Raw genomic sequence first — 25,501 nt, 5'->3', positions numbered from 1 at the left:
GGCTCAGAGCGCATCCAGGAACGTACGCACCGCCGGCCCGAACCGCTCGAAATCCACCAAAAACGCATCGTGCCCCTGCGGCGAGTCCAGCCCGATGAACTGCGCATCGGCACCGCCCGCGCGCAGGCCGTCGGCGATCTGCTGCTGTTGCTGCACCGGGAACAGGATGTCGGTGTTGGCGCCGATGGCCAGGGCCTTGTCCACCTTGATGCTGGCCAGGCCGGCCATGACATCGCCGTCGGCGTATTCGGCCAGGTCGAACCAGTCCATCGAGCGGCTCAGGTAGAGATAGCAGTTAGGGTCGAAGAAGCGCACGAAGCGGCGCGCGTGGCCTTCGAGGTAGCTCTCGACCTGGAACTCCAGGCCAAACGGATCGTCATCGGCCTGGTCCGAATCCAGACGCACGCGGCCGAAGCGACCATCCCACTCGAGCGCGGAGCGGTAGGTGATCACGCCCAGCTTGCGCGCCATGCGCATGCCCGATTCCGGATAGTGCTGGTCGGTGTACTGGCCGCCGTTCCACTGCGGGTCGAGGCGGATCGCTTCGCGCTGCAGCGAGCGGATGGCGATGGAGAACGGCAACGCCTGTGCGCTGCCGGAAATGTTGATGTGGCTGCGCGCGATGCCCGGGTGCAGCAGCAGCACCGCCAGCGCGGTCATGCCGCCCATGGAGTTGCCGATAACGCAGGCCAGCCGGGCAATACCCAGCGCCTTCACCACGTCCACGGCGGCGCGGGCGCCATCTTCGATGGACAGTTCCGGGAAGTTGAGCCGGTACAGTTCGCCGGTAGCGGGGTTGATGGTGGCCGGGCCGGTAGATCCCTTGCAGCTGCCGAGCGAGTTCACACACACCACGAACCAGCGGTTGGTATCGATGGCCTTGCCCGGGCCAAGCATGCCTTCCCACCAGCCGGCCGCCGGGTTGCCGTCGTTGGCGGCGGCATGCGCGTCGGGCGACAGGCCGGTGACGATCAGCACGGCATTGCTGGCATCGGCGTTGAGCGTGCCCCAGGTCTCGTAGGCCACATGCGCGCCTGGCAGCTGCCCACCGCGTTTGAACGCGAAGGGCGAGGGCAGGGCGTGGTAGCGGGTGCCGGGCGGGATGAATTCGGTCATGGGGCCATTCTAACCGGGCAGGTCAACGGCGCCGTGTCACGGCTGGGACGCTTCGTACCGGCGAGGATCTACAGGACCAATCGGATCGTGCCCTTGTGCGGCAACGTCACCCGCACTGCCTCCGAATCCACATCGCCTTCCTGCCGGCTGGCGGTGCCCGAGGCCGACAGCCGCGCGAACACCTCCACGTCCTTCAGCGAGGACAGCTTCGCCGTCGGCATCGGGCTGTCGGCGTCGTCCAGGCGGATCTTCAATGGCAGCGCCGTCGCCGGATGCTTCTCCACCGCCACCGGCATCGGCGGCCCACCGGGCACTCGTGCGATCACGAATACCTGCGTGCCGGCAGGCAACGCCTTGCCCGCAGAAGCCGGATCCAGCGTCACCTCGATATCCAGCCCCACCGATGTCGCATCGGCACCCGCCGGCGCCGGCATGCCCGCCTTCTCCCGCGCAATCGCAATCTGCTCGCGCAGCGCTGCGGCCGCCGCCGGTTCCAGGCGGGGCAGCAGTGCTTCCCACGTAGCGGCCGCTTCAGCATCCTGCCCGCGCTGGCGCTGCGCAATGCCGATCAGCCAACCCGCACGCTCGCTGGAAGGGTCCAGTTGTTGCGCATGCTTCAACCACTGCAATGCGGTGTCATCGAACTGCTTGCCCGCATCGCCCTGTGCACGCGCCTGCGCCGCTTCCACCAGCAGTGGCGCTTCATCCGGAGCGAGCGCAACGGCGCGGGAAAACGCCTGGTTCGCTTTTTCGGTGTTGCCCAGCGCCAACTCGGAACGACCCAGCAATGCCCAGCCATCGGCGCGCTGCGGTTCTCGTTCCAGCGCCTGTTCCAGCTCGCGCACGCCCTGCTGCAGCGTGGCCGGGCCCTCGTCGGCGGCGACATCCACGGCCTTCGGCGTGCCCACCAGCAGGTACAACGCCACGCCGGCCACGCCGATGGCGATCACCGCCGCCACGAACGGCGCGCGCTTCCCGCTGCTACGCAGCGGCCACAGCACCACCATCGCCACCACGGCGGCACACAGCCCGGCAATTACCTGCATCCATTCGCTCACCAGCGCTCCTCGCTTTCGCCCATGGGCTGCACCTGGCGGCTGCGCCGGCGTACCACCCACACCAGCACCCCGGCACCGCCGAGCACCAGCACCAGCGGGCCGAACCAGAGCAGGCTGTTGCGCGTGTCCATGGCCGGGCGGTACAGCACGAACTCGCCGTAGCGCTCCACCAGGAACTGCTTGATCTGCGCATCACTGTTGCCCTGCTGCATCAGCGTGAGCACTTCGCGGCGCAGGTCATGGGCGATCTGCGCGTTGGAATCGGCCAGCGATTGGTTCTGGCACTGCACGCAGCGCAGTTCTGCGGCCAGCGCATGGAAGCGCGCCTCCTCGGCAGCGTTGCGATACTGCAGCGGGGTCGGGTCGGATACGGCCTGTGCCAGCGCGAGTGCCGGCATCAGCAGCAGCGCTACCACCAGAGCAACCCGCAGGCCGAAGAGCGTAGGCATGGCGCGCCCGTCTGATGCCGGCGTTGCCGGGCGCACGACCAACGGTCGTGCGCTACCGCTCGGTAGCCATTGCGCGCCGTCGGCCGGTAGCGCACGACCGTTGGTCGTGCGTCTGCCAACCGCGGGCTCAGTTCGCCGGAGGCGGCGTAGTACGCGGTTGTGCATTGGCACGCTCCAGCTTTTCCAGCTCGGGCAGCAGTTTCGTATCGATCACGCGCTGGGTGAGCGCGCCGCTGTACTTCCAGCGCACCACGCCGCTCGCGTCGACCAGGAAGGTCTCCGGCGCGGCGGTCACGCCCCAGTCGATGGCGGTGCGGCCTTCGATGTCGCTCAGCACCAGCACGAACGGGTTGCCCAGCTGTTCCAGCCAGCGCAGCGCATCGGCCGGTTCGTCCTTCCAGTTGTAGCCGATCACGCGCACGCGCTTGGTTTCGGCAAACCGGGTCAGGATCGGGTGTTCATCGCGGCAGGCCGCGCACCAGCTGCCCCACACGTTCAGCACATACGGCGCGCCGCGCAGTTCGCTGCTGTGCACGGTGATGGACGGGTCGTGCAGGACCGGCAACGCGAACGCCGGCGCGGGCTTGCCGATCAATGCCGAAGGCAGGATGTCGCGGTCGGGCGCGCCGGACTTCATCACCCCGTACACCATCAACCCGAGCAACCCGAAGAAGAACAGCACCCCGATGACGATGGCCACGGGAGGCAGCGGGCGGGAGGCGGGGCGGGGATCGGACACGGTACTACTCCTGGAAACGACGGAAGCGGCGGTCGGCAGCGGTGACGAAGCCGCCCAGCGCCATCAGCAATGCGCCCAGCCAGACCCAGCGAACGAAGGGTTTGATATGCACGCGCACGGCCCATGCATTGTTGCCCAGCGGCTCGCCCAGCGCCACGTACACATCGCCGCGCACGCGCGCATGGATGCCGGCTTCGGTCATGATCTGCCCGCCGCTGGCGTAGGCGCGTTTTTCAGGGTGCAGCAGGGCCAGTTCACGCCCGCCCTGCAGCACGCGGACATGGCCGCGGTCGGAAACGTAGTTGGGCCCCTGCTGGTGGTCCACGCCTTCAAAACGCAGGGTGTAGCCGCTTACCTCCAGGTCGTGCCCGGGGCTGAGCGCCACTTCGCGCTGCACGTTCAGCGCTTCCACCAGCAACGCGCCGACCAGGAACACCGCCACGCCGGTATGGGCGAGCAGCATGCCGACCATTTCGGCGTTGAAGCGGCCGTTGCCACGCAGGCGGGTCCAGATGAAACGCGCGGTGCCCAAGGCAACCCACGCCGCTGCGGCCACGCCGGCGGCGGCCTTGAGCTTGCCCTGCGGGGCCATGAACCAGGCGAGCACGCCCAGCAGCAGGGCCAACCCTGCCCACGGCGCCAGCAGCGCCAGCCGCTTCGAGGCCTGGTCGCGCTGCCAGTTCACCAGCGGCCCGAACGGCAGCAGCGCCACCAGCGGCGCCATCAGCACGATGAACAGCGTGCCGAAGTAGGGCGGGCCCACCGAGACCTTGCCCAGCCCCAGCGCATCGGCCAGCAACGGATACAGGGTGCCCAGCAGCACCATGGCGCAGGCGCCGGCCAGCAGCAGGTTGTTGGCCAGCAGCAGGGTTTCGCGCGAGGTGGGCATGAAGCCACGGCGCGGATCATCGCTGCCCAGTGCGCCGGCGCGCAGCGCATAGAGCAGCAGCGCCGCACCGATCACCAAAGCCAGGAAGACCAGAATGAAGGCGCCACGCGAGGGATCGGCGGCGAAGGAGTGCACGCTGGTGAGCACGCCCGAGCGCACCAGGAACGCGCCCAGCAGCGACAGCGCGAACGCGGCGATGGCCAGCAGCAGTGTCCAGCTGGCGAAGCTGCCGCGTTTTTCAGTCACGGCCTGCGAATGGATCAGCGCGGCACCGGCCAGCCACGGCATGAAGCTGGCATTTTCCACCGGGTCCCAGAACCACCAGCCGCCCCAGCCCAGTTCGTAGTACGCCCACCAGCTGCCGAGCGCGATGCCCAGGGTAAGAAAGCCCCAGGCCACGTTGGTCCACGGCCGGGTCCAACGCAGCCAGCGTGCATCCACGTGGCCATCCAGCAGCGCGGCAATGGCAAACGCGAACGGCACCGCAAAGCCCACATAGCCGATGTACAGCATCGGCGGGTGGATGATCAGCCCCGGGTCCTGCAGCAGCGGGTTGAGGTCGCGGCCTTCCAGCGGTGCCGGCAGCAGCCGCGCGAACGGATTGGAGGTGAAGAACAGGAAGGCGATGAAGCCCAGGCTGATGATGCCCATCACGCCCAGCACGCGGGCGCGCACGGTGTCTGGCAGGCGCTTGGACCACAGCGCTACCGCGCCGCCCCACAGCGCCAGCACCAGCACCCACATCAACAGTGAGCCTTCGTGCGCGCCCCATACGGCCGAATAGCGATACGCCAGCGGCAGCAGGGTATTGGAGTTTTCGGCCACGTAGCGCACCGAGAAATCCTGCTGCACGAAGGCGACGGTCAGCAGCGCGAACGCGCCGGCCACCAGCGCCAGCTGTGCGAAGGCGGCCGGCACGGCCACGGCCATCCACGCACCGCGCCCACGCTGCGCGCCCCACAGCGGCAGCACCGCCTGCAGCAGGGCGGCCAGCAGCGCACAGACCAGCAGCACCTGCCCCAGCTCAGGCAGCACTCAGCGTGTCTCCACGGCGGGCACCGGCACGTCGTGCTTGGTGTGGGCCGCGCCCATCTTGTCGGCCACTTCCTTCGGAATGTAGTTCTCGTCGTGCTTGGCCAGCACTTCATCGGCCACGAACACGCCGTTCTTCAGAGTGCCCAGCGCGACCACGGCCGAATCTTCGCGGAACATGTCCGGCAGGATCCGCGAGGTGGTCACCGGCAGCGTGGCATCACCATCGGTCACCACGAAGTGGGCCTCCAGCGAGCCTTCGGCGCGCTGGAACGAGCCTTTGACCACCATGCCGCCGAGGCGGAGATTGGATTGGGTGCCCTGTTCGCCGCGCAGCACTTCCGAAGGCGTGTACAGGTAGGCGATGTTGCGCTGGAGCGCGAACGCCACCAGCGTGGTGGCAAGACCGGATGCAAGCAGGAGCAGCAGCACCCAGACCAGGCGACGGCGCTGTACCGGCGTCATCGGCTCAGCTCCGTGGCCAGCGGCGTGCCCGGCGTGCGCTGGTCGCGCGCGGCCTGGCGCAGCTGGCGCTGAAGGGCCTGGCGACGCGCGCTGCGCAGGCGCAGCCAGGAACCCAGCGCGTCGGCCGCCAGCACCAGCACGAACACCGCGTACGCGGCGGCAATGAACCCGACATGCGTCATCGTTGCAGCTCCCCGGCAGCCTCGGTGCCCAGGCGTTGCGCCACCCAGGCCTTGCCGGCTTCGCGGCTGAGGTTGTCGGCACGCGCCTTGGCCAGCAGCGAGCCCACGAACCACAACTTGGTCGCCACCACCATCCACCACAGCGGCGCGATAAGCTCCGGACGCACGGCGTTCTCGCCGAACACGTTCACCGACTGGCGCTGGTGCAGGCCACCCCACCAGTCGACCGAGTAACGGATGATCGGCAGCAGGCCCACGCCGACGATGGCCAGCAGGCCGGCCGCGCGTGCGGCGCTGCGGCGGTCTTCAATGGCGTGGTACAGGCCGATCACGCCCAGGTACAGGAACAGCAGGATCAGTTCGCTGGTCATGCGCGGGTCCCAATCCCACCACGTGCCCCAGGTGCCTTTGCCCCAGATGCTGCCGGTGAGCAGGGTGATGAGGGTGAAGCCGGCGCCCATCGGCGCGCAGGCCATGGCCAGGATCTCGCAGATCTTGATCCGCCAGACCAGCGCGATGGCCGAATACAGCGCCATCAACGCGAACACGAACAGGCTCATCCACGCGCTGGGCACGTGGATGTAGATGATGCGGAAGGCGTCGCCCTGGGTCTGCTCGGCCGGCACCACGAAGATGCCCTGCCAGATGCCGATCAGCAGCACCGGCAGCGCGGCGATGGTGAACACACGCGACCAGCGCGACGCGAAGCGGTCGAAGGTGGGGGGCGAACCGAGTTGGTGGAACCAGCGGACAAGGCTATTCATGCAGCGATGGCTATCCAGCTAGAAAGCAACAAACACGTAGTGACACGCCATGCGTGTCATGACGAACGAAGCAGCGCAATCCACTTGCACATCAACTCAATGAAATCCTGATGGCCGCAGCAGTCGCCAGCGGCGCCAACACCAGCGCCACCACCAACCCGGCACCCAGCAGCAGCAACGCCCCCAACGGATCCTGCCCGCGCGCGGCAGCGGCCACACTGCCTGCACCAAACACCAGCACCGGCACGAACAGCGGCAACGCCAGCAACGCCACGAGAATACCAGAGCGACGGATGCTCACTGTCAGCGCTGCCACCACCCCGCCGATCAGGCTGAGCAGCGGCGTGCCGAGCAGCAACGATGCCAGCAATATCGGCAGTTGGTCATGTGGCAGATGCAGCATTTCGGCCAGCAGCGGGCTCACCACGATCATCGGCAGGGCGGTGGTGGCCCAGTGCACCAGCACCCGCACCAGCACCAGCCAGGCCAGCGGCACCGGCGCCAGCAGCCACTGTTCCAGCGAGCCATCCTCGGTGTCGCTGCGGAACAGGCTGTCCAGCGACAGCTGTCCGGCCAGCAGCACCGCCAGCCACAGCACGGCGGCGGCCACCTTGGCCATCAACGGCGGGTCGCGGCCCAAGGCCAGGGCGAACAGCACCACCACCAGCAGCGCGAACAGCAGCGGCTGCAGCGCATCGCCACGGCGCCGCCACAGCAGGCGCAGATCGCGCCCGGCCAGGGCGCGTGCGGTCTGCCACAGCCCGGGCTCGGTGCCAGGTGCGATCATGCGCGCACCTCCGGCAGTACCGGGCTGTGTCCGGCAACGGCTTGGCCGGTACCCCCCAGATGCACCAGCCGGGTCCGCACCGGCGGCGCCGCATACGCGCCGTGCGTGGTGACCAGGGCCGCCCCGCCGCTGCGCAGGTGCGCGGAAATCATCCGGTTCACCAGGTTGATGCCGTCCAGGTCCAGGTTCGCGTACGGCTCGTCCAGCAGCCACAGCGGCGCCGGCGACAGCCAGATGCGGGCCAGCGCCAGCCGCCGCTTCTGCCCGGCCGACAGTTGCCGCACCAAGGTGTTCTCAAAGCCAGCCAGGCCCACGATGGCCAGCGCGTTGCCTGGCATCTGCCGCGCGCGCCGGCCGTGCAGGCCGCACAGGAAATTCAGGTTCTCCAGCGTGTCCAGGTCCGGCTTGAGGCCGGGCAGGTGGCTCAGGTACGCCACGAACTGGGCGCGCTCGCGGTGCCCGGCCGGGCGCCCATCGATCTGGATCGTCCCGCTGCCCGGGCGCAGCAGCCCGGCCAGCACCCGCAGCAGGGTGGTCTTGCCGGCGCCGTTGTCGCCCTGCACCAGCAGCGCCTCACCCGCATCGACCTGGAGGTTGAGCGGCCCGAACACCGGTTCATCGTTGCGACTGAAGGCCAGGCCATGCGCGGCCAGCAACGGAGGGGTATTCGAAGAATTCAGCATCGGCGCAGTGTACCGGCGGATCGATCCCGAACCCAATGGCCGAGGCCTCGGCCTCCAGATTTCGTACACTTCGGGGTCTCCGCCTTTGATCCCCCGGTTGCCGATGAACCCCCAGACCAAGCTGCCCAAGGTGGGCACCACCATTTTCACCGTGATGTCCCAGCTGGCGGCCGAACACGGCGCCGTGAACCTGGGCCAGGGGTTTCCGGACTTCTCCGCGCCGCAGCGGCTGATCGATGAAACCGTCAAGGCCATGCATGGCGGCCTGAACCAGTACCCGCCGATGACCGGCGTGGCCCCGCTGCGCCAAGCGATCGCCCAGAAGTCGCTGGACCTGTATGGCGCCCAGATCGACCCCGACGCCGAAATCACCGTCACCAGCGGCGCCACCGAGGCGATCTTCAATGCCATCCACGCCGTGGTCCGCCCCGGCGAGGAAGTGATCGTGCTGGACCCGGCGTACGACTGCTACGAGCCGGCCATCGACCTGGCCGGCGCCCGCGCCGTGCACGTGCCGCTGGACCCGCAGACCTTCGCCGTGGATTGGGACCGTGTGCGCGCCGCCATCACCCCGCGCACCCGCCTGCTGATGGTCAACACCCCGCACAATCCGTCCGGCGCGATGCTCACCGCCGATGACATGCAGGCCCTGGCCGACGTGCTGCGCGGCACCGGCATCTACCTGATTTCCGACGAAGTCTACGAACACATCATCTACGACGGCCGCCGCCACGAATCGGCGCTGCGCTACCCGGAACTGCGCGAGCGCGCCTTCGTCATTTCCAGCTTCGGGAAGACCTACCACTGCACCGGCTGGAAGATCGGCTATGCGGTGGCGCCGCCGGCGATGAGCGCCGAATTCCGCAAGGTGCACCAGTACAACACCTTCACCAGCTTCGGCCCGGCCCAGTACGGTTTTGCCGCGATGATCCGCGACGAGCCGGAACACCACCTGGAACTGGGCGCGTTCTACCAGGCCAAGCGCGATGCGTTCCGCGAGCAGCTGCTCACCACGCGCCTGAAGCCGCTGCCGGTGCCGGGGGGGTACTTCCAGCTGGTGGACTATTCGGCCATCAGCGACCTGCCGGACCACGAGTTCGTGAAGTGGCTGACCATCGAAAAGGGCGTGGCCGCCATTCCGCTGTCGCCGTTCTACGAGACGGCGCCGGAAGGCCAGCGCCTGGTGCGCCTGTGCTTTGCCAAGAACGACGCCACGCTCAGCGCGGCGATCGAACGCCTGCAGGTGCTGTGATGGGCGCCGCCAACTGTCCCGATCTGCGCATCAGCCTGGTCCAGGGCGACACGCGCTGGCATGACCCCGAGGGCAACCGCGAATACTACGGCGCGCTGCTGGCGCCGCTGGCCGGGCAGACCGATCTGGTGATCCTGCCGGAAACGTTCACCAGCGGTTTTTCCAATGACGCGATCTTCCGTGCCGAAGGCATGGACGGCCCCACGGTGGCCTGGATCCGCGAGCAGGCGGCGCGGCTGGGCGCAGCGGTGACCGGCAGCGTGCAGCTGCGGGTGGGTGAGGGCGTGTACAACCGGCTGCTGTGGGCCACGCCGGACGGCGGGCTGCAGTATTACGACAAGCGCCACCTGTTCCGCTACGGCAACGAGCACCTGCGCTATGCCGCCGGCAGCGAGCGGCTGAGCGTGGAATGGAAAGGCTGGCGGATCAATCCGCAGGTCTGCTACGACCTGCGGTTTCCGGTGTTCTGCCGCAACCGCTACAACGTGGAGCGTGCCGACGACCTGGACTTCGACCTGCAGATCTTCGTGGCCAACTGGCCGTCGGCGCGTGCGTATCCCTGGCGCACCCTGCTGCGCGCGCGTGCGATTGAAAACCTGTGCTACGTCGCCGCGGTCAACCGCGTGGGCGTGGACGGCAACGACCTGCACTACGCCGGCGACAGCGCGGTGATCGATTTCCTCGGCCAGCCGCAGGTGGAGATCCGCGAGCGCGAGCAGGTGGTCACCACCACCATTTCCGCGGCAGCGCTCGCCGCGCACCGTGCCCGCTTCCCGGCGATGCTGGACGCAGACACCTTTACCCTGGGCTGACCCGCACATCGAGCGGCATTGCGGCGGCCGTTGGCGGGCGGTAGGTGAATGGCGATTGCATGCCGTGGAAGGGCCTCATGCCGGCGCGACGCCGGCACTGCTAGATTCGGCTTCGTTCCCACTCCGTACGAGCGCACCGCTATGAAGAAGCTTTCCCTGGCCCTGTTCGCCTTCGCCAGCATGGCTGCGGTTCCGGCCGCGCAGGCCGCCGGCAACATCGACTGCGAACTGCATTACTCCCTGGCCGGTTGGTCGGTGATCTACAAGACCGCCTCGGGCACGGGCACGATCACCTGCGACAACGGTGCGCGCATTCCGGTCAAGATCAGCGTCAAGGGCGGCGGCCTGACCGTTGGCAAGTCCAAGATCACCGATGGCAAGGGCAGGTTCTCCGGCGCCTATTCGGTCGACGACCTGATCGGCTCCTACGCCGCCGTCGAAGCCCACGCCGGCGCGGACAAATCCAGCAGCGCGCAGGTCGTCACCAAGGGCGACGTATCGCTCGCCCTGGCAGGCACCGGCAAGGGCTGGGACCTCGGCGTAGCCGGCAGCCGCTTCACCATCGAACGCCGCTGACCCATCACGCCCCAAAAACACCCACCGCACCGACACTATCTCCGCCTGGGGGGGGTTACGCGAGGGGTGAATCCATGTCGCTTCAAACCAGCACGCGCGCGAACCGGTTCACGCGCCTTGGCTTCAACGGCCAGCTGCACGAACCTGCCGTCTACTGGCAGATCCTGGGTAACGGCCGCCGTGTGTACAACCCGGTATTGCACCGCTTCCATAGTCCTGACCGGCTCAGCCCGTTCGGCCGTGGCGGGATCAACGCCTACGCCTACTGCGGCGGCGATCCTCTCAACTACGGTGACCCCAGCGGGCGGTTCGCGCTGCCGGTGATGCTGCTGGGCCTGGTGGCAGGCGTAGGCGGGGCGGGCATCGCGGCGTCGGCCGGCGCAGGCGACCGCGATGACGGCGGCAGCAGCGCGCTTCCGTGGATCATCGGTGGGGCGATCGCAGCGGTAGGGTTGATGGCTGGCGTGGGGATGGCCGGGCGCTATCAGCGGATGCATCTCAACACACCCGGTCCAGGCACGTCAGCTGCATCCTGGCGGAATCCGGTCGCGCGCACCGCACCGGCGGCGCCGCGCACTCCAGCGCGGGCGACGCCTGCAAATGCGCAAGGTGCGGCGCCGACACTTTCGCCGGCGGACGCCACGGGCGTCATCCATCGCGACAAGACCGGCATGGTGATGAAGCGCATGGGCGACCTCCCATCGCCGGTCCGGGACAGAATCGTCGAAATCCGTCAGTTCGGGCCGCGCGGAACCACTCCGGACCCTTCAAAGGTGGGAATCTCCAAACGATTCGACAACCCCAAAGGGCTGCTTCCGCCCGACCGTACCGGCAACTTCTATCACCGTTATCCGGTGATGTGGGGCAAAGGGCACCCCTACGAAAACTGGCGCATCGTGACCGGCGGCAGCCGCAACGGCGGTATCCATGCCGTCTTCGTCACGCCCGACCACGACGCTACGTACTTCAAGATTGCCGATTGGGGCTGGAACCGATAGCGACGAAGAAAAAACCCGGTCAATGACCGGGTTTTTTCATGCATCAGCCGCCGCGCGGGCCGCCGCCACGGTGGCCACCGCCACCGGGACCGCGGCTGCCACCCGGGCGTGCGCCGCCGGGACGACCGCCGGGACCACCCGGGCCGCGTGCACCGGGGCCACCCGGGCCACGGTTGCCACCCGGGCCGCCGGGACCACGTGCGCCGGGACCGCCCGGGCCACGGTTGCCACCCGGGCCACCGGGGCCGCGGTTGCCGCCGGGACGGCCGGCCGGGCGGGGCGTGCCGTACGGGCTGGCGCCCGGATTGGCATGATCGGACGGGAAGCTCGGGGCATTGCCCGGGTGACCGTACGGGTGGCGCTGTGCGCCCTGGCCGCTGCGGTTGCCCGCGCCGGCACCGGCACCGGCCGGACGGCCCTGGCCGCCGTAGCCGCCACGGTTTTCACCGCGACCTTCGCCACCAAAGCCGCCGCTGCTGCGCTCACCGTAGGCGCCACGGCCCTGGCCGCCTGCGCCGCCCGGACCCTTCGGCTTGCCGTACGGACGGCCCTGGCCACCGGCGCCTGCGCCGGCACCCGGACCACGTGCGCCCGGGCCACGGGCTGCGCCCGGACCGGCGTTACGGTGGTTGCTCGGGCCGGTGCTCACGCCATCGGGCACGTACCAGCTGCGGAACGCGGCCGGGTTGCCTTCGGGCAGGGCGCGGTTGCCCTTGTCCGGGCGCTGCTTGAACGGGCGCTGCGACTGCTTGGCCGCCGCTTCGCCGGTGACCGTCAGGCCACCCTTGAAGCCGCCGCCCTTGCCGCCGCGACCACGGCCGCGGTCTTCGCGCACGTTGTCGAAACGACGCAGTTCGCGGCCTTCGTCGGCCTGGTTGTGGCCGTTGACGTAGGCATTGCCACGGCCACCTTCGCGCGACACGCGCACGGTGGTCTTGGCGGCGCGGCGCTGGCCGATCACCGGCTGCAGGGTCAGCGCCGAGGGCGCGCCTTCTTCCAGCTTCAGTTCGGCGCGCAGCGCTTCAACCTGCTTGGCCGGCAGTTCGACCGACTGGCCACGCAGCAGTTCGCGCGGCAGCGAGACCTTGCCGTAGCGGGTGCGCTTGAGGCGGCTCACCTGGCAGCCCTGCGATTCCCACAGGCGGCGCACTTCGCGGTTGCGGCCTTCCTTGACGACCACGCGGAACCAGTCGTGCGAATCGGTGCCGCCGATGCGTTCGATCTCGTCGAACTTGGCCGGGCCGTCTTCCAGCGCCACGCCACGGGAGAGGCGGTCGACGATGCTGTCGGGCACCTTCTCTTCGCCTTCCGGGGCACGCACGCGCACGACGTATTCGCGCTCGACCTCGTAGGAGGGGTGCATCATCGCGTTGGCGAGTTCGCCATCGGTGGTGGCCAGCAGCAGGCCGGTGGTGTTGATGTCCAGGCGGCCGATCGCGATCCAGCGCGCGCCCTTGAGGGCCGGCAGCGCTTCGAACACCGTCGGGCGGCCTTCGGGATCTTCGCGGGTGGTCACTTCGCCTTCGGGCTTGTTGTAGGCCAGCACGCGCGAGGTTTCGGTCAGCGCGGTGGCGACAAAGCCACGGCCGTCCAGTTCAACCTTGTCGCCGCTCTTGATCGACTGGCCGGTCTGGGCGACTTCGCCGTTGACCTTGACCAGACCATCGGCGATGCGCTGTTCCAGCGCGCGGCGCGAGCCGAGGCCGGCCTGGGCCAGCACCTTGTGCAGGCGCTCTTCGAGCTTGGGCTGTTCGGTTTCGTTTTCGCGCTTGAGCGAAAGCTTGTTCAACGACAGCTTGCGGGGGGTGTCACTCATTTACTTGGCTCCGGCCGGCGACGGTTTCGTCGGCCTCTGGTTCGGGATCGGCTTCGTCAACAGCCACGGTCGTCTTCGCGACGGCGTTGTTTTCGGTTTCGTTCTGGTGCGCCGCGCGGGGTCCCGGCACGGTATCGGGCTCGCCATCGCTGGCGGTTGTATCCGCGTCGTCGTCGGGGAGCGACGGCGATGCATGGGATGGGGTATCGCTATTGTCTGACTCGGCGTCCTGTTCCGCCAGTCGGGCGGCCATCAGGGCGGCGCGGGCGGCGGAACGGGCAGTGGCCGGGTCCTGTTCGGGTTCCGGTTCGGATTCCGGTTCCGGTTCCCGGATGGTTTCCGGTTGCGGTTCGGCGTCCGGGTCCGCCACGCCTGCGGCGATCCGGCCGGCCAGTTGGCCGTCGTTGTCCAGCGGCAGCTGCGGTTCCAGTTCGCCCAGGTCGCGCAGCTCGGACAGCGGCGGCAGCTCGTCCAGGCGCTTGAGCCCGAAGTAATCCAGGAAACCCTTGGTGGTGCCGAACAGCGCGGGCTTGCCGGGCACGTCGCGGTGGCCGATCACGCGGATCCATTCGCGTTCTTCCAGGGCCTGGATGATGTTGCTGCTGACCGCCACGCCACGGACCTGTTCGATCTCGCCGCGGGTGATCGGCTGGCGGTAGGCAATCAGCGCCAGCGTTTCCAGGGTGGCACGGGTGTAGCGGGTCTTGCGCTCGGTCCACAGCCGGGTAATGAACCCGTGGACTTCGTTGGTGACCTGGAAGCGGAAGCCGGAGGCGACCTCGACCAGCTCCACGCCGCGGTCGGCGCAGCCTTCGCGCAGCAGTTCCAGCGCGCGTTCGATGCTGCCCGGCGGCGCCGGCTCTTCTTCCGGGAACAGGCCCTGCAGCTGGGCCAGGGTCAGCGGCTGGCTGGAAGCCAGCAGCGCCCCTTCGACAATACGGTTGATCAGCGGTTGATCCATGCGTGGGTCGGGTGCTCAGTCAGGGTCGTTGGCGGCGTCGTTGTCGTCGAACTCGCTGTTGAACTGCAGCGGTTCGTTGGTGTTGCCGGCGGCCAGGGATTTGACGTAGATCGGCGCCAGCGGAGCTTCCTGGACGATGTCCAGCAGCTGTTCCTTGGCCAGTTCCAGCAGGGCCAGGAAGGTGACCAGCACCCCCAGCTTGCCTTCTTCGGCGGTGAACAGCGTTTCAAACCGGTAGAACCTGCCGTCTTCCAGACGGCCCAGCACATCGCCCATGCGCTGGCGGACACTCAGGGCCTCGCGCTTGATCGCGTGGCCGGTGAACAGCTCGGCGCGCTTGAGCACGTCGTGCAGCGCCATCAGCATTTCCTTCAGGTCCACCGGCGGCGGCAGCTTGATCGCCGCGCGGTCGGGCACGAAGGCATGGGCCAGGCTGGTGTCGCGGTCCTGGCGGGGCAGGGCGTCGATGTCCTCGGCAGCCTGCTTGAAACGTTCGTACTCCTGCAGCCGGCGCACCAGTTCCGCACGCGGGTCGGCTTCCTCGCCTTCCACGCTGGGCGGCCGCGGCAGCAGCATCCGCGACTTCACTTCGGCCAGGATCGCCGCCATCACCAGGTATTCGGCCGCCAGTTCGAAGCGCAGCTCCTGCATGACGTTGATGTATTCGACGTACTGGCGGGTGATCTCGGCCACCGGAATATCCAGGATATCCAGGTTCTGCCGGCGGATCAGGTACAGCAGCAGGTCCAACGGACCTTCGAAGGCATCCAGGATGACTTCCAGCGCATCCGGCGGGATGTACAGGTCCTGCGGAATCTGCAGGACCGGTTGCCCATGCACCACGGCCAGCGGCATTTCCTGCTGCTGAGGGGCGGTCGGCCGGATTTGCGGGTTCGCGTCGAGCGCGAGTTCAGAGGTCATCAAGATTGACGTCGGTATTGCAACGGACCAGTTTGCTGCGCCTGGCGCAACCGGAACACCCGGGCGGCAGGATCGCTAGCCATGACATTTCAAACAGCAGCAGGACGCGCTGCTCAAATGCAGCGACAGAACTACGGGAGGTCGTCTACGTGTGCTGGTGTGGGGCAGTGGGGCCCTGTAGCCACAGGGTTGCTGCGTCCAGCCACGTGCAATGTGGTCAAGAGTACGGCTTCACAACGGCAGTGTCCAGCGAGGCGGGCTAGAATCGCGGCGTTTGTTTAGCTGAACCCCAGGAGTTGCCCGTGTGGTATGTGATTGAAGGCTATGACGGCACCGATGTGCTGGCCGCCCGCCTGTCGGCCCGGCCGGCCCATCTTGCCCGTCTGCAGGCCCTGTGCGACGAGGGGCGGCTGCTGCTGGCCGGCCCGTGCCCGGCCATCGACAGTGAAGACCCGGGCCCGGCCGGCTTCAGCGGCAGCGTGGTGATCGCCGCGTTCGATTCGCTCACCGAAGCCCAGGACTGGGCGGCGGCCGATCCCTATGTGGAGGCCGGGGTGTATGTGCGCACCGAGGTCCGCCCGTTCCGCAAGGTGCTGCCATGAGCCGGGTGGAGATGATCCGGGCGGCGCTGCAGGCCGCCTTCGATCCGGAGCTGCTTGAGGTGGAGGACGACAGCCACCGCCACGCCGGGCATGAGGGCGCGCGCGATGGGCGCGGGCACTTCAATGTCCACGTGGTCAGCGCGGCCTTCGAAGGCAAGCTGCCGCTTGCGCGCCATCGCGCGGTCTACAACGCCTTGGGCACCCTGATGGAGACCGATATCCACGCGTTGTCCATTCGTGCCGAAGCGCCGTCAAAAAAGGGCTGAAACCCTTGTCCTGCCTTGTCCCGGTGAGTCCCGGGGCGACCTCTCCAAGACACCCCGAGGTTACCGCCGTGCGACATTTGCCTAACGTAGTGTTTACATCCGGGATTGAAAACGCTTACATTCCGCGCCAAGCCCAGATCTCTAAGCCGTGGAGGGCGGCGAAGTGAACAAGGCAGCTATCACAATCAAAGATGTAGCCCGCGAAGCCCGCGTCTCTGTGGCGACGGTATCGCGTGCGCTCAATGGCCATGAAAACGTCGCCGAACCGGTGCGCAAGCTGGTGCTGGAGGTGGCGGCGCGCCTGCGCTATACCCCGCACGCGGCGGCCCGCAGCCTGAGCAGCCGGCGCACCAACACCATTGGCGTGGTGCTGCCGGACCTGTATGGCGAATTCTTCTCCGAGCTGATGCGCGGCATCGACAACGTGGCCCGCGCGCGCCGCCAGCACCTGCTGGTGTCCAGCTACCACGGCGACCAGGAGCAGCAGGGCGCGGCCCTGCGGGCCATGCGCGGCCGGGTTGACGGGCTGCTGGTGCTCTCCCCGTATGCGGAGAGCCCCGGCTTCCTGACCGACAACCTGCCCCAGGCGCTGCCCACGGTGCTGATCAACACTTACCTGCCCGAGCAGGATCACCCGGTGCTGAGCATCGATGACCATGCCGGTGCGATGGCGATGACCGCGCACCTGCTCGAGGCCGGCCACCGCCGTATCGCGTTCATCGGCGGCCCCGCGCTGAACTTCGATGCGCGCGAACGCCTGCGCGGCTTCCGCGATGCGCTTGCCGCGTTCGGCGGTGCCGCCGAGGGCATCGAGCTGCCCGGCGACTTCGATGAAGCCTCCGGCCACCGCGCCGGGCAGGAGCTGCTGGCCGCCGGTGCATTGCCCGATGCGGTATTCGCGGCCAACGACATGATGGCGCTCGGTTGCCTGTACGCGTTCGCGCAGGCCGGCGTGCGCGTGCCGGCCGACGTGGCGTTGGCAGGCTTCGATGACATCCCGCTGGCGCGTTTCGTTCACCCTTCGTTGACGACGATGCAGGTGAGTATCGCCGAGCTTGGCGATAAGGCGGCGACGCGTCTGTTGCAGTTGATGGATGGCAACAACACGGAAACGGCCGGTGACAAGCAGACACTTGTACCGCGCCTGATCGTGCGTGATTCAAGCAGTAACGGTTCCACGTCGTAGGTCACGACCTTCGGTCGTGTCGCAATCCAAAAAAAAAGACAGGCGGCCGCAACGACGGCTTCCACCACCCGGAGATTTACATGACGTATTCCAATCACCGCACCCGCATGCCGGCCCGCCGCCTGCTGTCGAGCGCACTGGTCAGCTGCCTGTTGCTGGGCGCCGCACCTTCCCTGATGGCCCAGTCGGCCACCTCTTCGCTGCGTGGCCAGGTCGCCCAGGCCGAGGCCGGTACCGAAGTCACCGCCACCAACGTGGCCAGCGGCAGCGTGCGCCGCGCCACCACCCGTGCCGATGGCACCTATTCGCTGATGGGCCTGGACCCGGGCACCTATGACGTGGTGGCCAACGGCCAGACCCAGAAGGTCACCGTGACCGTGGCCTCGACCGCGACGCTGAACTTCAGCGGCGCTCCGGCCAATGGCAGCACCGCCAACGCGACCAACCTCGACACCGTCAACGTGGTCGCCCCGACCCTGCTGCAGGAAGTGCGTACGTCCGAAGTGGGCAAGACGGTCAGCCTGCAGCAGATCCAGACCACCCCGCAGGTGTCGCGCAACTTCCTGGAATTCGCCGACGCGGTGCCGGGCATGATCTTCACCCGTGATGCGAAGGGCAACACCTCGCTGCGCGGCGGTGCTACCAATGCCGACGGCACCAACGTCTACATCGACGGCGTGGGCCAGAAGAGCTACGTCAAGGGCGGCGGCGTGGCCGGCCAGTCCGGCAGCGCCGGCAACCCGTTCCCGCAGCTGGCGATCGGCGAATACAAGGTCATCAGCGGCAACTACAAGGCCGAGTACGGCCAGGTCTCCAGCGCGGCAGTGACCGCCGCGACCAAGTCCGGTACCAATGAATTCAAGGGTGAGGCGTTCTACCGCTACACCGACGAAGACATGCGCGCCAAGACCCCGGCCGAGCGCCAGGAAGGCAAGACCAAGGAAGTCTCGGCCGAGAAGGAATACGGCTTCGCCCTCGGCGGCCCGATCGTGCAGGACAAGGCCCACTTCTTCGTGACCTACGAAGCCAAGCGCTTCGACCTGCCGGTGACCATCGCCCCGGAAGGCTCGGTGACCAACCGCGTCGGCCTGCTGCCGGCCGATGCCGCCGCCCAGCTGGGCCCGGCCAGCCAGCCGTTCCAGCAGGACCTGATCTTCGCCAAGATCGACGTGGAGCCGACCGACAACGATCGCATCGAGCTGACCTTCCAGGACCGCGACGAAACCCAGCAGCAGTTCAGTGGGCAGACCGCGCCGTCGCACGGCAAGGAAACCGAGAACACCGACCGTCGCTACGCGCTGCGCTGGAACCACAGCGGTGAGCGGTTCTACAACGAACTGATGCTCACCCACGAAGATTCGTTCAACAACCCGGTGCCGCTGACCATCGGCAACGGTTACGTGTACACCGCACCGGATGGCACCGACGACCGCACCCTGGTGCAGATCGGCGGCGCCTCGGCGCTGGATTCGCAGGTGAAGGGCCAGAAGGGCTGGTCGATCGAAGACAACCTGACCCTGGACGGCATCGAATGGGCGGGCGACCACACCATCAAGATGGGCGCCAAGTACAAGGAAATCGACCTGTACGCATCGGATGCGCAGGAGATCAACCCGCAGTTCACCTATACCTTGGGTGATGCAGACTTCCCGTCGGACATCCCGTACAAGGCGCAGTTCGTGAAGCCGGTTACCGGAGTCACCGGCGTGACCGGTGAAGTGCGTTCCAAGGTGAAGCAGATCGGTCTGTTCATCCAGGACGACTGGCAGGTCAACGATCACCTGCAGCTGAACCTGGGCCTGCGCTGGGATTATGAGAAGAACCCGAGCTACCTGGACTTCGTGACCCCGCCGGAAGTGGTGGCAGCCATCTACAGCCAGGATCCGCGCGGTCCGGCCGGCCAGACCTATGCCGACTCGCTCGCCGCGAGCGGGCTGAACATCAACGACTACATCAGCAACGGCCGCAACCGCAAGGCGTTCAAGAATGCCTGGCAGCCGCGCCTGGGCTTCTCGTATGACCTCAATGCCGACGAGCAGCACGTGATCCACGGTGGTGCCGGCCGTTCCTACGATCGCGACCTGTTCGACTACCTGCAGCTGGAAACCACCAAGCTGGCGCTGCCGCAGCCGACCATCTACTTCCGCAACCCGGCCACCGGCGCCTGCCTCAACGGCCAGGCCGCGTGCTACGACTGGGATCCGAACCTGCTCAACGGCATCCAGAACCTGCAGGCCCTGGTCGGTTCGACCAGCAATGCCGGCCTGGAAGTGGACCTGCTCAACAACAACCTGAAGGCACCGTACGCCGACCAGTTCAGCCTGGGCATGTCCAACCAGATCGGCGATTGGCTGACCGACGCCACCGTCGCGCGCACGCTGACCTATGACGGCTTCGCCTTCACCCTGGGCAACCGTTACCCGACCGGCCAGTTCTTCGATGACCCGCGCCTGTGCGGTGGCACCTCGCCTGGCCTGAGCCAGGCGTGGAGCTGCAACATCCCGGGCTTCGGCAGCCTGATCATCGGCCAGCAGGGCATCAAGACCCGTGCCACCCAGGTGCTGCTGTCGGCACAGAAGCCGTTCACCAAGGAAAGCGGCTGGGGCACCTCGATCGCCTACACCTGGACCACCGCGCGCCACAACCGCGACATCAACGAGCATTACGCCTTTGACCGCGGCCTGATCACCGATTACCCGACCATCCGTTCCAACGGTGCACCGCGCCATCGCATCGTGCTGACCGGTTCGTATGCCGGCTTCTGGGACATCACCTTCGGTGGCAAGATCACCCTGGCGACCCCGACCGCGGTGAACGACTGGTACCCGGTGGCACAGTCCAGCGGCTTCGATCTGCCGACGCCGGGCGCTGCGGTGCCGGACGGCAACGGTCGCTTCCTGGTCGGTGGCAAGATCTGGGGCTACCGTTCGGTCGACCTGCAGGCCACCAAGACGTTCAAGATGCCGGGCGACACCGAGCTGTACGCGCGTATCGACATCATCAACGTGTTCAACTTCGACAACTTCTCCAACTACAACTACACCAAGTCCAACGGCAAGCTGCTGGCCAGCTACAACGAGACCGGCGATATCGTCGGTACGCCGCGCCAGGTGAAGGCAGAAGTGGGCTTCCGCTTCTGAGGTAAATAAGGCCGGTCCCCCGGCCGCAGGGACACGCGATGCGTGTCCTCGCGGTTCGGGGGAACCGGTTTTTAAAGGTTGTAAGCTGTAAACGATTTCACTCCAAGGCCCGCTATGCTGGCCTGGATTTCCAGATTCCGGAGGGTTGGCACGATGAAGGTACCCCGCGTATTGGCACTGGCAGTACTGGCGGCAGCCGTGGTCGGCTGCAAGCCGCAGGCGCAGGAAACGCCAGCCAAACCCAAGCCGCCGGTCATCCTCGTAGAGGCCGACGTTCCCCCGCGCCCGATGAAACCAGAACTGCCCCCGCTGTTCGACGATATCGAACGCCGCACGTTCCAGTTCTTCTGGGACACCACCAATGAAATCAACGGGCTCAGCCCGGACCGCTATCCTTCGCGCCCGTTCGCCAGCATCGCTTCGGTGGGCTACGCGCTGACCGCGTACCCGATCGGCGTGGAAAACGGCTGGGTCAGCCGTACCCAGGCGGTGGACCGCACGCTGACCACGCTGAAGTTCTTCCGCGACATGCCGATGGGCCCGCAGCGCACCGGCAAGGGCGGCTACAAGGGTTTCTACTACCACTTCCTGGACATGCAGCAGGGCCACCGCTATGACAGCTGGGTGGAACTGTCGAGCGTGGACACCGCATTGCTGATGATGGGCGTGCTGTTCGCCCAGTCGTACTACACCGGCGACGATTCGCGCGAAAAGGAAATCCGCGCCATCGCCGATACGCTGTACAAGCGCGTGGACTGGCCGTGGCTGCAGCAGCGCGCCCCGCTGATCTCGATGGGCTGGTTCCCCGAAAGCGGCTTCATCGACCACGACTGGATGGGCTACAACGAGGCGATGATGGTCTACATCCTCGCGCTGGGTTCGCCCACCCACCCGGTGAGCCCGGATGCGTGGACGGTGTGGACGCGCACCTACGACAACGACTGGGGCGTGTTCCAGGGCCAGGAATACCTGTCCTTCGGCCCGCTGTTCGGCCACCAGTACACCCACGTCTGGATCGACTTCCGCGACATCCAGGACGCGTACATGCGCGAGCGCGGCAGCACCTACTTCCTCAACAGCCGCTCGGCCGCGCTGGCCCAGCGCGAGTACGCCATCGCCAACCCGGCGCAGTGGAAGGAATACGGCGAAAACGTGTGGGGTTTGACCGCCAGCGACGGCCCGCAGAACACCACGCAGGAATTCCGCGGCGAGCAGCGCCAGTTCCGCCACTATTCCTCGCGCGGCGCCGGCCTGCGCGAGAACTTCGACGACGGCACCATCGCCCCGACGGCGGCGATCGCCTCGGTGGTGTTCGCGCCGGAGGAAGTGATCCCGGCCACGCTGGAAATGCACAAGCGCTACGGCGATTACCTGTATTCCAGCTACGGCTTCCTGGATTCGTTCAACCCCAGCTTCAATTTCGACATTCCGCTCAAGACCGGGCGCATCGTGCCGGACCGTGGCTGGGTGGCCAGTGATTACATCGGCATCGACCAGGGCCCGATCCTGACCATGATCGCCAACTACCGCAACGATTTCGTGTGGGACACGATGAAGAACAACCCGCACATCCGTCGCGGCCTGGAGCGCGCCGGTTTCACCGGCGGCTGGCTCACCCCGGAGGGCGAAGACCAGCCGATGGCGCTGGAGAAAGACGAGAAGGCCGCGTCGGCCCGCTCGATGGGCATCGCCGAATCCCGCGCGGCCGCCGCGCAGGAACAGAAGAACAATTCCAATTCGAACCGCAACCAGCCCCAGGGGAAGTAAGCAGTGCCATTGTCGTCGCGCCCCAAGCTGTGGGTGAGTGTTCTGCTGCTGGTTGCCGGCAGCCTGTTGTTGAGTGCCTGCCGGAAGGAACCGGAAGGGGTGACCGTGCGTTTCTGGGCCATGGGCCGCGAAGCGGAAGTGGTCAGCGAACTGATCCGCGAATTCGAAGCCGACAATCCCGGCATCCACGTCGATGTGCAGAACATCCCGTGGACGGCCGCGCATGAAAAGCTGCTCACCGCCTTCGCCGCCGACGGCCTGCCGGATGTGTGCCAGCTGGGCAACACCTGGATTCCCGAGTTCGCCGAACTCAACACGCTGACCCCGTTGGCGCCGTTCGTGGCGCAATCCAAGGTGGTCGACCCGGCCGATTACTTCCAGGGCATCTGGGATACCAACGTCATCAGCGGCGAGCTGGTCGGGGTGCCGTGGTACGTCGATACGCGCCTGCTGTACTACCGCAAGGACCTGCTGGCCAAGGCCGGCTTCGACCACCCGCCGCGCACCTGGGACGAGTGGAACACCATGATGGCGGCGATCAAGAAGATGCAGGGTCCGGACCGCTACGCGGTGCTGATGCCGATCAACGAGTTCGAGCAGCAGCTGTCCTTCGCCCTGCAGCAGCCCGACCCGCTGCTGCGCGACCACGACACCCGCGGCAACTTCCGCAGCCCCGGCTTCCGCCGCACGCTGGCGTTCTACGAGAACATGTTCGCCCGGGGCTGGGCCCCGCGCATGTCCGAAACCCAGATCTCCAACGTGTGGGATGAGTTCTTCAAGGGCTTCAACGTGTTCTACCTGTCCGGCCCCTGGAACATCCGCGAGTTCAAGAAGCTGCAGCCCAAGGAACTGGAAGGCAAGTGGGGCACCGCCGCACTGCCGGGCCCGGACGGCCCCGGCGCCGGCATCGCCGGCGGCACCAGCCTGGTGATCTTCCGCGGCTCGCAGCAGAAGGAAGCGTCGTGGAAGCTGATCGAGTTCCTGTCGCGCCCGGACATCCAGCAGCGCTTCCATTCCATCATCGGTGACCTGCCGCCACGGCGCAGCACCTGGGAACACCCCTCGCTGGCCAACGACCCGCTGGCGCAGCCGTTCCGCGACCAGCTCGAACGGGTGCGGCCGACCCCGAAGGTGCTGGAGTGGGAACGTATCGTGCAGGAAATGCGCATCGTCACCGAACAGGTGGTACGCGGTGGGCTGGATCAGGATGTAGCCGTGAATCGATTGGATGACCGCGTGGACAAGGTACTGGCCAAGCGCCGCTGGATGCATGAGCAGCGTACCCAGGCCGAACAGGACGCCGCGCCGGAGGTGCTGCCATGAAGCAGCGCTCGCTTGCCGGCTGGATCTTCGCCGGCCCCTCGCTGCTGGTGATCGGGGTGTTCTTCGGCCTGCCGGTGTTCTCGGCGCTGGCGCTGAGCATCACCGACTTCGACCTGTACGCGCTCGCCGATGGCGGCAACCTGCGCTTCGTGGGCCTGGGCAACTACATCGACCTGCTGCAGACCCCGATGTTCTGGAAGTCGCTATGGAACACCACGTATTTCGTGGTGGTCGGCGTGCCGATGTCCATCGGCGTGTCGCTCGGCGCGGCGATGCTGCTCAACGCCCCGGCCGCGCGCTTCAAGGCGCTGTTCCGCACCGCGCTGTTCGCCCCGGTGGTAACCACGCTGGTGGCGGTGGCGGTGATCTGGCGCTACCTGTTCCATACCAGCTACGGGCTGGTGAACTACGGCCTTGGCCATCTGGGGATCAGCCCGATCGACTGGCTGGGCGACCCGAACTGGGCCATGCCCACCATCATGCTGTTCGCGGTGTGGAAGAACTTCGGCTACAACATGGTGATCTTCCTGGCCGGCCTGCAGGCGATCCCGCATGACCTGTACGAGGCCGCGCGGATCGATGGCGCCTCGCGCTGGAAGCAGTTCCTGCACATCACCCTGCCGATGCTCGGCCCGGTGCTGCTGGTGGTGGGCGTGATCACCGTGTCCGGCTACTTCCAGCTGTTCGCCGAACCCTACGTGATGACCCGCGGCGACCCGCTGCAGAGCACCGTGAGCGTGCTGTACTTCATGTTCGAGGAAGGCTTCAAGTGGTGGAACCTGGGCCGTGCGTCGGCCGTGGCGTTCCTGCTGTTCCTGATCATCCTGGCGGTAACCAGCCTGATGCTGCGTTTCGGCCGCAAGAGGCAGTTGGTATGAGTCGTGAGATTGGCCAGTCGCGCTGGCATGCGTGGTGGGTGAACGGCGGGTTGCTGGTGCTGGCCGCGGTCAGCCTGGCGCCGCTGCTGTGGATGCTGTCGGTGTCGTTCATGCCGACCGGCGAAGCGGCGCATTTCCCGCCGCCGCTGCTGCCCTCGTCGGTGACCACCAACAACTACCACGAGCTGTTCGCCCGCACCGGCATGGCCAACAACTTCGTCAACAGCCTGTTCGTCTCGCTGGCGATCACGCTGGGCTCGCTGCTGCTCAACACCATGGCCGGGTATGCGTTCGCCAAGCTGCGCTTCGTCGGCCGCGAGCGGATCTTCCAGGTGCTGCTGGCCGCGCTGGTGATCCCGGCGCAGGTGGCCATGCTGCCGCTGTTCCTGCTGATGAAACAGCTGGGCCTGGTCAACAGCTTCGGCGGGGTGATCGTGCCGGCGCTGGCCAGCGTGTTCGGCATCTTCCTGGTGCGCCAGTACGCGCGGTCGATTCCCGATGAGCTGCTGGAAGCGGCGCGGATCGACGGGGCAGGGGAGCTGCGCATCTTCTTCCAGATCGTGCTGCCGATGCTCAAGCCGGTGCTGGTGACCCTGTCGATCTTCACCTTCATGGGCGCCTGGAACGATTTCATGTGGCCGCTGATCGTGTTGACCGACCAGGAGCACTACACTTTGCCGGTTGCCCTGGCCACGTTGTCGCGCGAACACATCATGGACGTTGAAATGATGATGGCCGGCGCGGTGGTCACGGTGGTTCCGGTGCTGGCACTGTTCCTGGTGCTGCAGCGCTACTACATCCAAGGTCTGCTGCTGGGGAGTGTGAAAGGGTGAAGCGTG

General features: G+C 66.9%; 25 protein-coding genes. 12 read left to right on the top strand and 13 right to left on the bottom strand.

Going from position 1 to position 25,501, the window contains the following annotated elements:
• Nucleotides 1-3 precede the first annotated feature (3 nt).
• From metX to ccmA, 10 genes are all read right to left on the bottom strand, one after another.
• Nucleotides 4-1,116 carry a homoserine O-acetyltransferase MetX gene (gene metX / locus BAY15_RS12500; RefSeq protein ID WP_068853144.1) on the bottom strand — a complete coding sequence of 371 codons (1,113 nt, stop codon included), beginning with the start codon at nucleotides 1,114-1,116 and terminating at the stop codon, nucleotides 4-6.
• A gap of 68 nt (nucleotides 1,117-1,184) precedes the next feature.
• Complete coding sequence (locus BAY15_RS12495) at nucleotides 1,185-2,177, bottom strand: tetratricopeptide repeat protein (RefSeq protein WP_068854706.1); 993 nt, start codon at nucleotides 2,175-2,177, stop codon at nucleotides 1,185-1,187.
• Nucleotides 2,171-2,605 carry a cytochrome c-type biogenesis protein gene (locus BAY15_RS12490; protein ID WP_208856149.1) on the bottom strand — a complete coding sequence of 145 codons (435 nt, stop codon included), beginning with the start codon at nucleotides 2,603-2,605 and terminating at the stop codon, nucleotides 2,171-2,173. The genes BAY15_RS12495 and BAY15_RS12490 overlap by 7 nt, the downstream gene beginning before the upstream one ends.
• Before the next feature lie 145 nt (nucleotides 2,606-2,750).
• Entirely contained in the window at nucleotides 2,751-3,275 is a 525-nt protein-coding gene (locus tag BAY15_RS12485) for a DsbE family thiol:disulfide interchange protein (protein WP_428999303.1), read from the bottom strand.
• A 91-nt stretch (nucleotides 3,276-3,366) separates the two neighbouring features.
• Nucleotides 3,367-5,286, bottom strand: coding sequence for a heme lyase CcmF/NrfE family subunit (locus tag BAY15_RS12480; protein ID WP_068853136.1), 1,920 nt, complete (start codon nucleotides 5,284-5,286; stop codon nucleotides 3,367-3,369).
• Nucleotides 5,287-5,748, bottom strand: coding sequence for a cytochrome c maturation protein CcmE (ccmE, locus tag BAY15_RS12475; RefSeq protein WP_068853133.1), 462 nt, complete (start codon nucleotides 5,746-5,748; stop codon nucleotides 5,287-5,289).
• Complete coding sequence (locus tag BAY15_RS12470; RefSeq protein ID WP_068853130.1) at nucleotides 5,745-5,930, bottom strand: heme exporter protein CcmD; 186 nt, start codon at nucleotides 5,928-5,930, stop codon at nucleotides 5,745-5,747. Before BAY15_RS12470 ends, ccmE begins: the two co-directional genes overlap by 4 nt.
• Nucleotides 5,927-6,694 (bottom strand): heme ABC transporter permease CcmC, encoded by a 768-nt coding sequence (gene ccmC / locus BAY15_RS12465; RefSeq protein WP_068853126.1) that lies wholly within the window; start codon nucleotides 6,692-6,694, stop codon nucleotides 5,927-5,929. Before ccmC ends, BAY15_RS12470 begins: the two co-directional genes overlap by 4 nt.
• A gap of 91 nt (nucleotides 6,695-6,785) precedes the next feature.
• Nucleotides 6,786-7,481 (bottom strand): heme exporter protein CcmB, encoded by a 696-nt coding sequence (ccmB, locus tag BAY15_RS12460; protein ID WP_068853123.1) that lies wholly within the window; start codon nucleotides 7,479-7,481, stop codon nucleotides 6,786-6,788.
• Nucleotides 7,478-8,164, bottom strand: a complete 687-nt coding sequence (gene ccmA, locus BAY15_RS12455) for a heme ABC exporter ATP-binding protein CcmA (protein WP_068853120.1) — start codon at nucleotides 8,162-8,164, stop codon at nucleotides 7,478-7,480. Before ccmA ends, ccmB begins: the two co-directional genes overlap by 4 nt.
• A gap of 103 nt (nucleotides 8,165-8,267) precedes the next feature.
• Here ccmA and BAY15_RS12450 point away from each other — a divergent pair, with 103 nt between their 5' ends.
• The 4 genes from BAY15_RS12450 (at nucleotide 8,268) to BAY15_RS12435 (ending at nucleotide 11,802) form a co-directional block, all read left to right on the top strand.
• Nucleotides 8,268-9,416, top strand: a complete 1,149-nt coding sequence (locus BAY15_RS12450) for a pyridoxal phosphate-dependent aminotransferase (protein WP_068853117.1) — start codon at nucleotides 8,268-8,270, stop codon at nucleotides 9,414-9,416.
• A complete protein-coding gene (locus BAY15_RS12445) occupies nucleotides 9,416-10,228 on the top strand; it encodes an amidohydrolase (protein ID WP_068853115.1) in 813 nt (270 codons plus the stop codon). The genes BAY15_RS12450 and BAY15_RS12445 overlap by 1 nt, the downstream gene beginning before the upstream one ends.
• Before the next feature lie 141 nt (nucleotides 10,229-10,369).
• Entirely contained in the window at nucleotides 10,370-10,804 is a 435-nt protein-coding gene (locus BAY15_RS12440) for a hypothetical protein (RefSeq protein ID WP_068853112.1), read from the top strand.
• Between the two features lie 74 nt (nucleotides 10,805-10,878).
• Nucleotides 10,879-11,802, top strand: a complete 924-nt coding sequence (locus tag BAY15_RS12435) for an RHS repeat-associated core domain-containing protein (protein WP_068853109.1) — start codon at nucleotides 10,879-10,881, stop codon at nucleotides 11,800-11,802.
• A 43-nt stretch (nucleotides 11,803-11,845) separates the two neighbouring features.
• On the opposite strand, the gene BAY15_RS12430 is transcribed toward BAY15_RS12435, so the two are convergent.
• The 3 genes from BAY15_RS12430 to BAY15_RS12420 are packed head-to-tail and all read right to left on the bottom strand — an operon-like array spanning nucleotide 11,846 to nucleotide 15,500.
• Nucleotides 11,846-13,618: a pseudouridine synthase gene (locus tag BAY15_RS12430; RefSeq protein WP_068853105.1), complete on the bottom strand. Its 1,773-nt coding sequence runs from the start codon at nucleotides 13,616-13,618 to the stop codon at nucleotides 11,846-11,848.
• Nucleotides 13,611-14,579: an SMC-Scp complex subunit ScpB gene (gene scpB, locus BAY15_RS12425; protein WP_068853102.1), complete on the bottom strand. Its 969-nt coding sequence runs from the start codon at nucleotides 14,577-14,579 to the stop codon at nucleotides 13,611-13,613. Before scpB ends, BAY15_RS12430 begins: the two co-directional genes overlap by 8 nt.
• A gap of 15 nt (nucleotides 14,580-14,594) precedes the next feature.
• The gene (locus BAY15_RS12420; protein ID WP_068853099.1) at nucleotides 14,595-15,500 is read right to left on the bottom strand and encodes a segregation and condensation protein A; all 906 of its coding nucleotides are present in this window, start codon (nucleotides 15,498-15,500) and stop codon (nucleotides 14,595-14,597) included.
• A gap of 302 nt (nucleotides 15,501-15,802) precedes the next feature.
• On the opposite strand from BAY15_RS12420, the gene BAY15_RS12415 reads away from it, so the two are divergent.
• The 8 genes from BAY15_RS12415 to BAY15_RS12380 all read left to right on the top strand — a co-directional run bounded on the left by BAY15_RS12415 (nucleotide 15,803) and on the right by BAY15_RS12380 (nucleotide 25,495).
• Complete coding sequence (locus BAY15_RS12415; RefSeq protein ID WP_068854705.1) at nucleotides 15,803-16,102, top strand: YciI family protein; 300 nt, start codon at nucleotides 15,803-15,805, stop codon at nucleotides 16,100-16,102.
• Nucleotides 16,099-16,368 (top strand): BolA family protein, encoded by a 270-nt coding sequence (locus BAY15_RS12410; protein WP_068853096.1) that lies wholly within the window; start codon nucleotides 16,099-16,101, stop codon nucleotides 16,366-16,368. The genes BAY15_RS12415 and BAY15_RS12410 overlap by 4 nt, the downstream gene beginning before the upstream one ends.
• 148 nt (nucleotides 16,369-16,516) lie before the next feature.
• A complete protein-coding gene (locus BAY15_RS12405; protein ID WP_068853093.1) occupies nucleotides 16,517-17,554 on the top strand; it encodes a LacI family DNA-binding transcriptional regulator in 1,038 nt (345 codons plus the stop codon).
• Nucleotides 17,555-17,634: 80 nt separating this feature from the next.
• Nucleotides 17,635-20,694: a TonB-dependent receptor gene (locus tag BAY15_RS12400; RefSeq protein WP_068853090.1), complete on the top strand. Its 3,060-nt coding sequence runs from the start codon at nucleotides 17,635-17,637 to the stop codon at nucleotides 20,692-20,694.
• A 153-nt stretch (nucleotides 20,695-20,847) separates the two neighbouring features.
• Complete coding sequence (locus BAY15_RS12395) at nucleotides 20,848-22,461, top strand: glucoamylase family protein (protein ID WP_068853087.1); 1,614 nt, start codon at nucleotides 20,848-20,850, stop codon at nucleotides 22,459-22,461.
• Between the two features lie 42 nt (nucleotides 22,462-22,503).
• A complete protein-coding gene (locus BAY15_RS12390; RefSeq protein WP_428999302.1) occupies nucleotides 22,504-23,784 on the top strand; it encodes a sugar ABC transporter substrate-binding protein in 1,281 nt (426 codons plus the stop codon).
• Complete coding sequence (locus BAY15_RS12385) at nucleotides 23,781-24,662, top strand: carbohydrate ABC transporter permease (protein WP_068853081.1); 882 nt, start codon at nucleotides 23,781-23,783, stop codon at nucleotides 24,660-24,662. The genes BAY15_RS12390 and BAY15_RS12385 overlap by 4 nt, the downstream gene beginning before the upstream one ends.
• Entirely contained in the window at nucleotides 24,659-25,495 is an 837-nt protein-coding gene (locus tag BAY15_RS12380; RefSeq protein WP_068853078.1) for a carbohydrate ABC transporter permease, read from the top strand. Before BAY15_RS12385 ends, BAY15_RS12380 begins: the two co-directional genes overlap by 4 nt.
• The last annotated feature ends 6 nt before the right edge of the window (nucleotides 25,496-25,501 follow it).

This window comes from Stenotrophomonas rhizophila, from assembly GCF_001704155.1.
In the GTDB taxonomy this organism is placed as follows: domain Bacteria; phylum Pseudomonadota; class Gammaproteobacteria; order Xanthomonadales; family Xanthomonadaceae; genus Stenotrophomonas; species Stenotrophomonas rhizophila_A.
Note: the sequence above shows the minus strand (reverse complement) of the source record. Positions and strands in the feature narration are given on the sequence as shown.

Excerpts from the sequence above, each read along its gene's own strand:
- metX (WP_068853144.1), bottom strand. The coding sequence starts at position 1,116 with ATGACCGAATTCATCCCGCCCGGCACCCGCTACCACGCCCTGCCCTCG.
- BAY15_RS12485 (WP_428999303.1), bottom strand. The coding sequence starts at position 3,275 with ATGGTGTACGGGGTGATGAAGTCCGGCGCGCCCGACCGCGACATCCTG.
- ccmE (WP_068853133.1), bottom strand. The coding sequence starts at position 5,748 with ATGACGCCGGTACAGCGCCGTCGCCTGGTCTGGGTGCTGCTGCTCCTG.
- BAY15_RS12470 (WP_068853130.1), bottom strand. The coding sequence starts at position 5,930 with ATGACGCATGTCGGGTTCATTGCCGCCGCGTACGCGGTGTTCGTGCTG.
- ccmC (WP_068853126.1), bottom strand. The coding sequence starts at position 6,694 with ATGAATAGCCTTGTCCGCTGGTTCCACCAACTCGGTTCGCCCCCCACC.
- ccmB (WP_068853123.1), bottom strand. The coding sequence starts at position 7,481 with ATGATCGCACCTGGCACCGAGCCCGGGCTGTGGCAGACCGCACGCGCC.
- ccmA (WP_068853120.1), bottom strand. The coding sequence starts at position 8,164 with ATGCTGAATTCTTCGAATACCCCTCCGTTGCTGGCCGCGCATGGCCTG.
- BAY15_RS12450 (WP_068853117.1), top strand. The coding sequence starts at position 8,268 with ATGAACCCCCAGACCAAGCTGCCCAAGGTGGGCACCACCATTTTCACC.
- BAY15_RS12445 (WP_068853115.1), top strand. The coding sequence starts at position 9,416 with ATGGGCGCCGCCAACTGTCCCGATCTGCGCATCAGCCTGGTCCAGGGC.
- BAY15_RS12440 (WP_068853112.1), top strand. The coding sequence starts at position 10,370 with ATGAAGAAGCTTTCCCTGGCCCTGTTCGCCTTCGCCAGCATGGCTGCG.
- BAY15_RS12435 (WP_068853109.1), top strand. The coding sequence starts at position 10,879 with ATGTCGCTTCAAACCAGCACGCGCGCGAACCGGTTCACGCGCCTTGGC.
- BAY15_RS12430 (WP_068853105.1), bottom strand. The coding sequence starts at position 13,618 with ATGAGTGACACCCCCCGCAAGCTGTCGTTGAACAAGCTTTCGCTCAAG.
- scpB (WP_068853102.1), bottom strand. The coding sequence starts at position 14,579 with ATGGATCAACCGCTGATCAACCGTATTGTCGAAGGGGCGCTGCTGGCT.
- BAY15_RS12420 (WP_068853099.1), bottom strand. The coding sequence starts at position 15,500 with ATGACCTCTGAACTCGCGCTCGACGCGAACCCGCAAATCCGGCCGACC.
- BAY15_RS12410 (WP_068853096.1), top strand. The coding sequence starts at position 16,099 with ATGAGCCGGGTGGAGATGATCCGGGCGGCGCTGCAGGCCGCCTTCGAT.
- BAY15_RS12400 (WP_068853090.1), top strand. The coding sequence starts at position 17,635 with ATGACGTATTCCAATCACCGCACCCGCATGCCGGCCCGCCGCCTGCTG.
- BAY15_RS12395 (WP_068853087.1), top strand. The coding sequence starts at position 20,848 with ATGAAGGTACCCCGCGTATTGGCACTGGCAGTACTGGCGGCAGCCGTG.
- BAY15_RS12385 (WP_068853081.1), top strand. The coding sequence starts at position 23,781 with ATGAAGCAGCGCTCGCTTGCCGGCTGGATCTTCGCCGGCCCCTCGCTG.
- BAY15_RS12380 (WP_068853078.1), top strand. The coding sequence starts at position 24,659 with ATGAGTCGTGAGATTGGCCAGTCGCGCTGGCATGCGTGGTGGGTGAAC.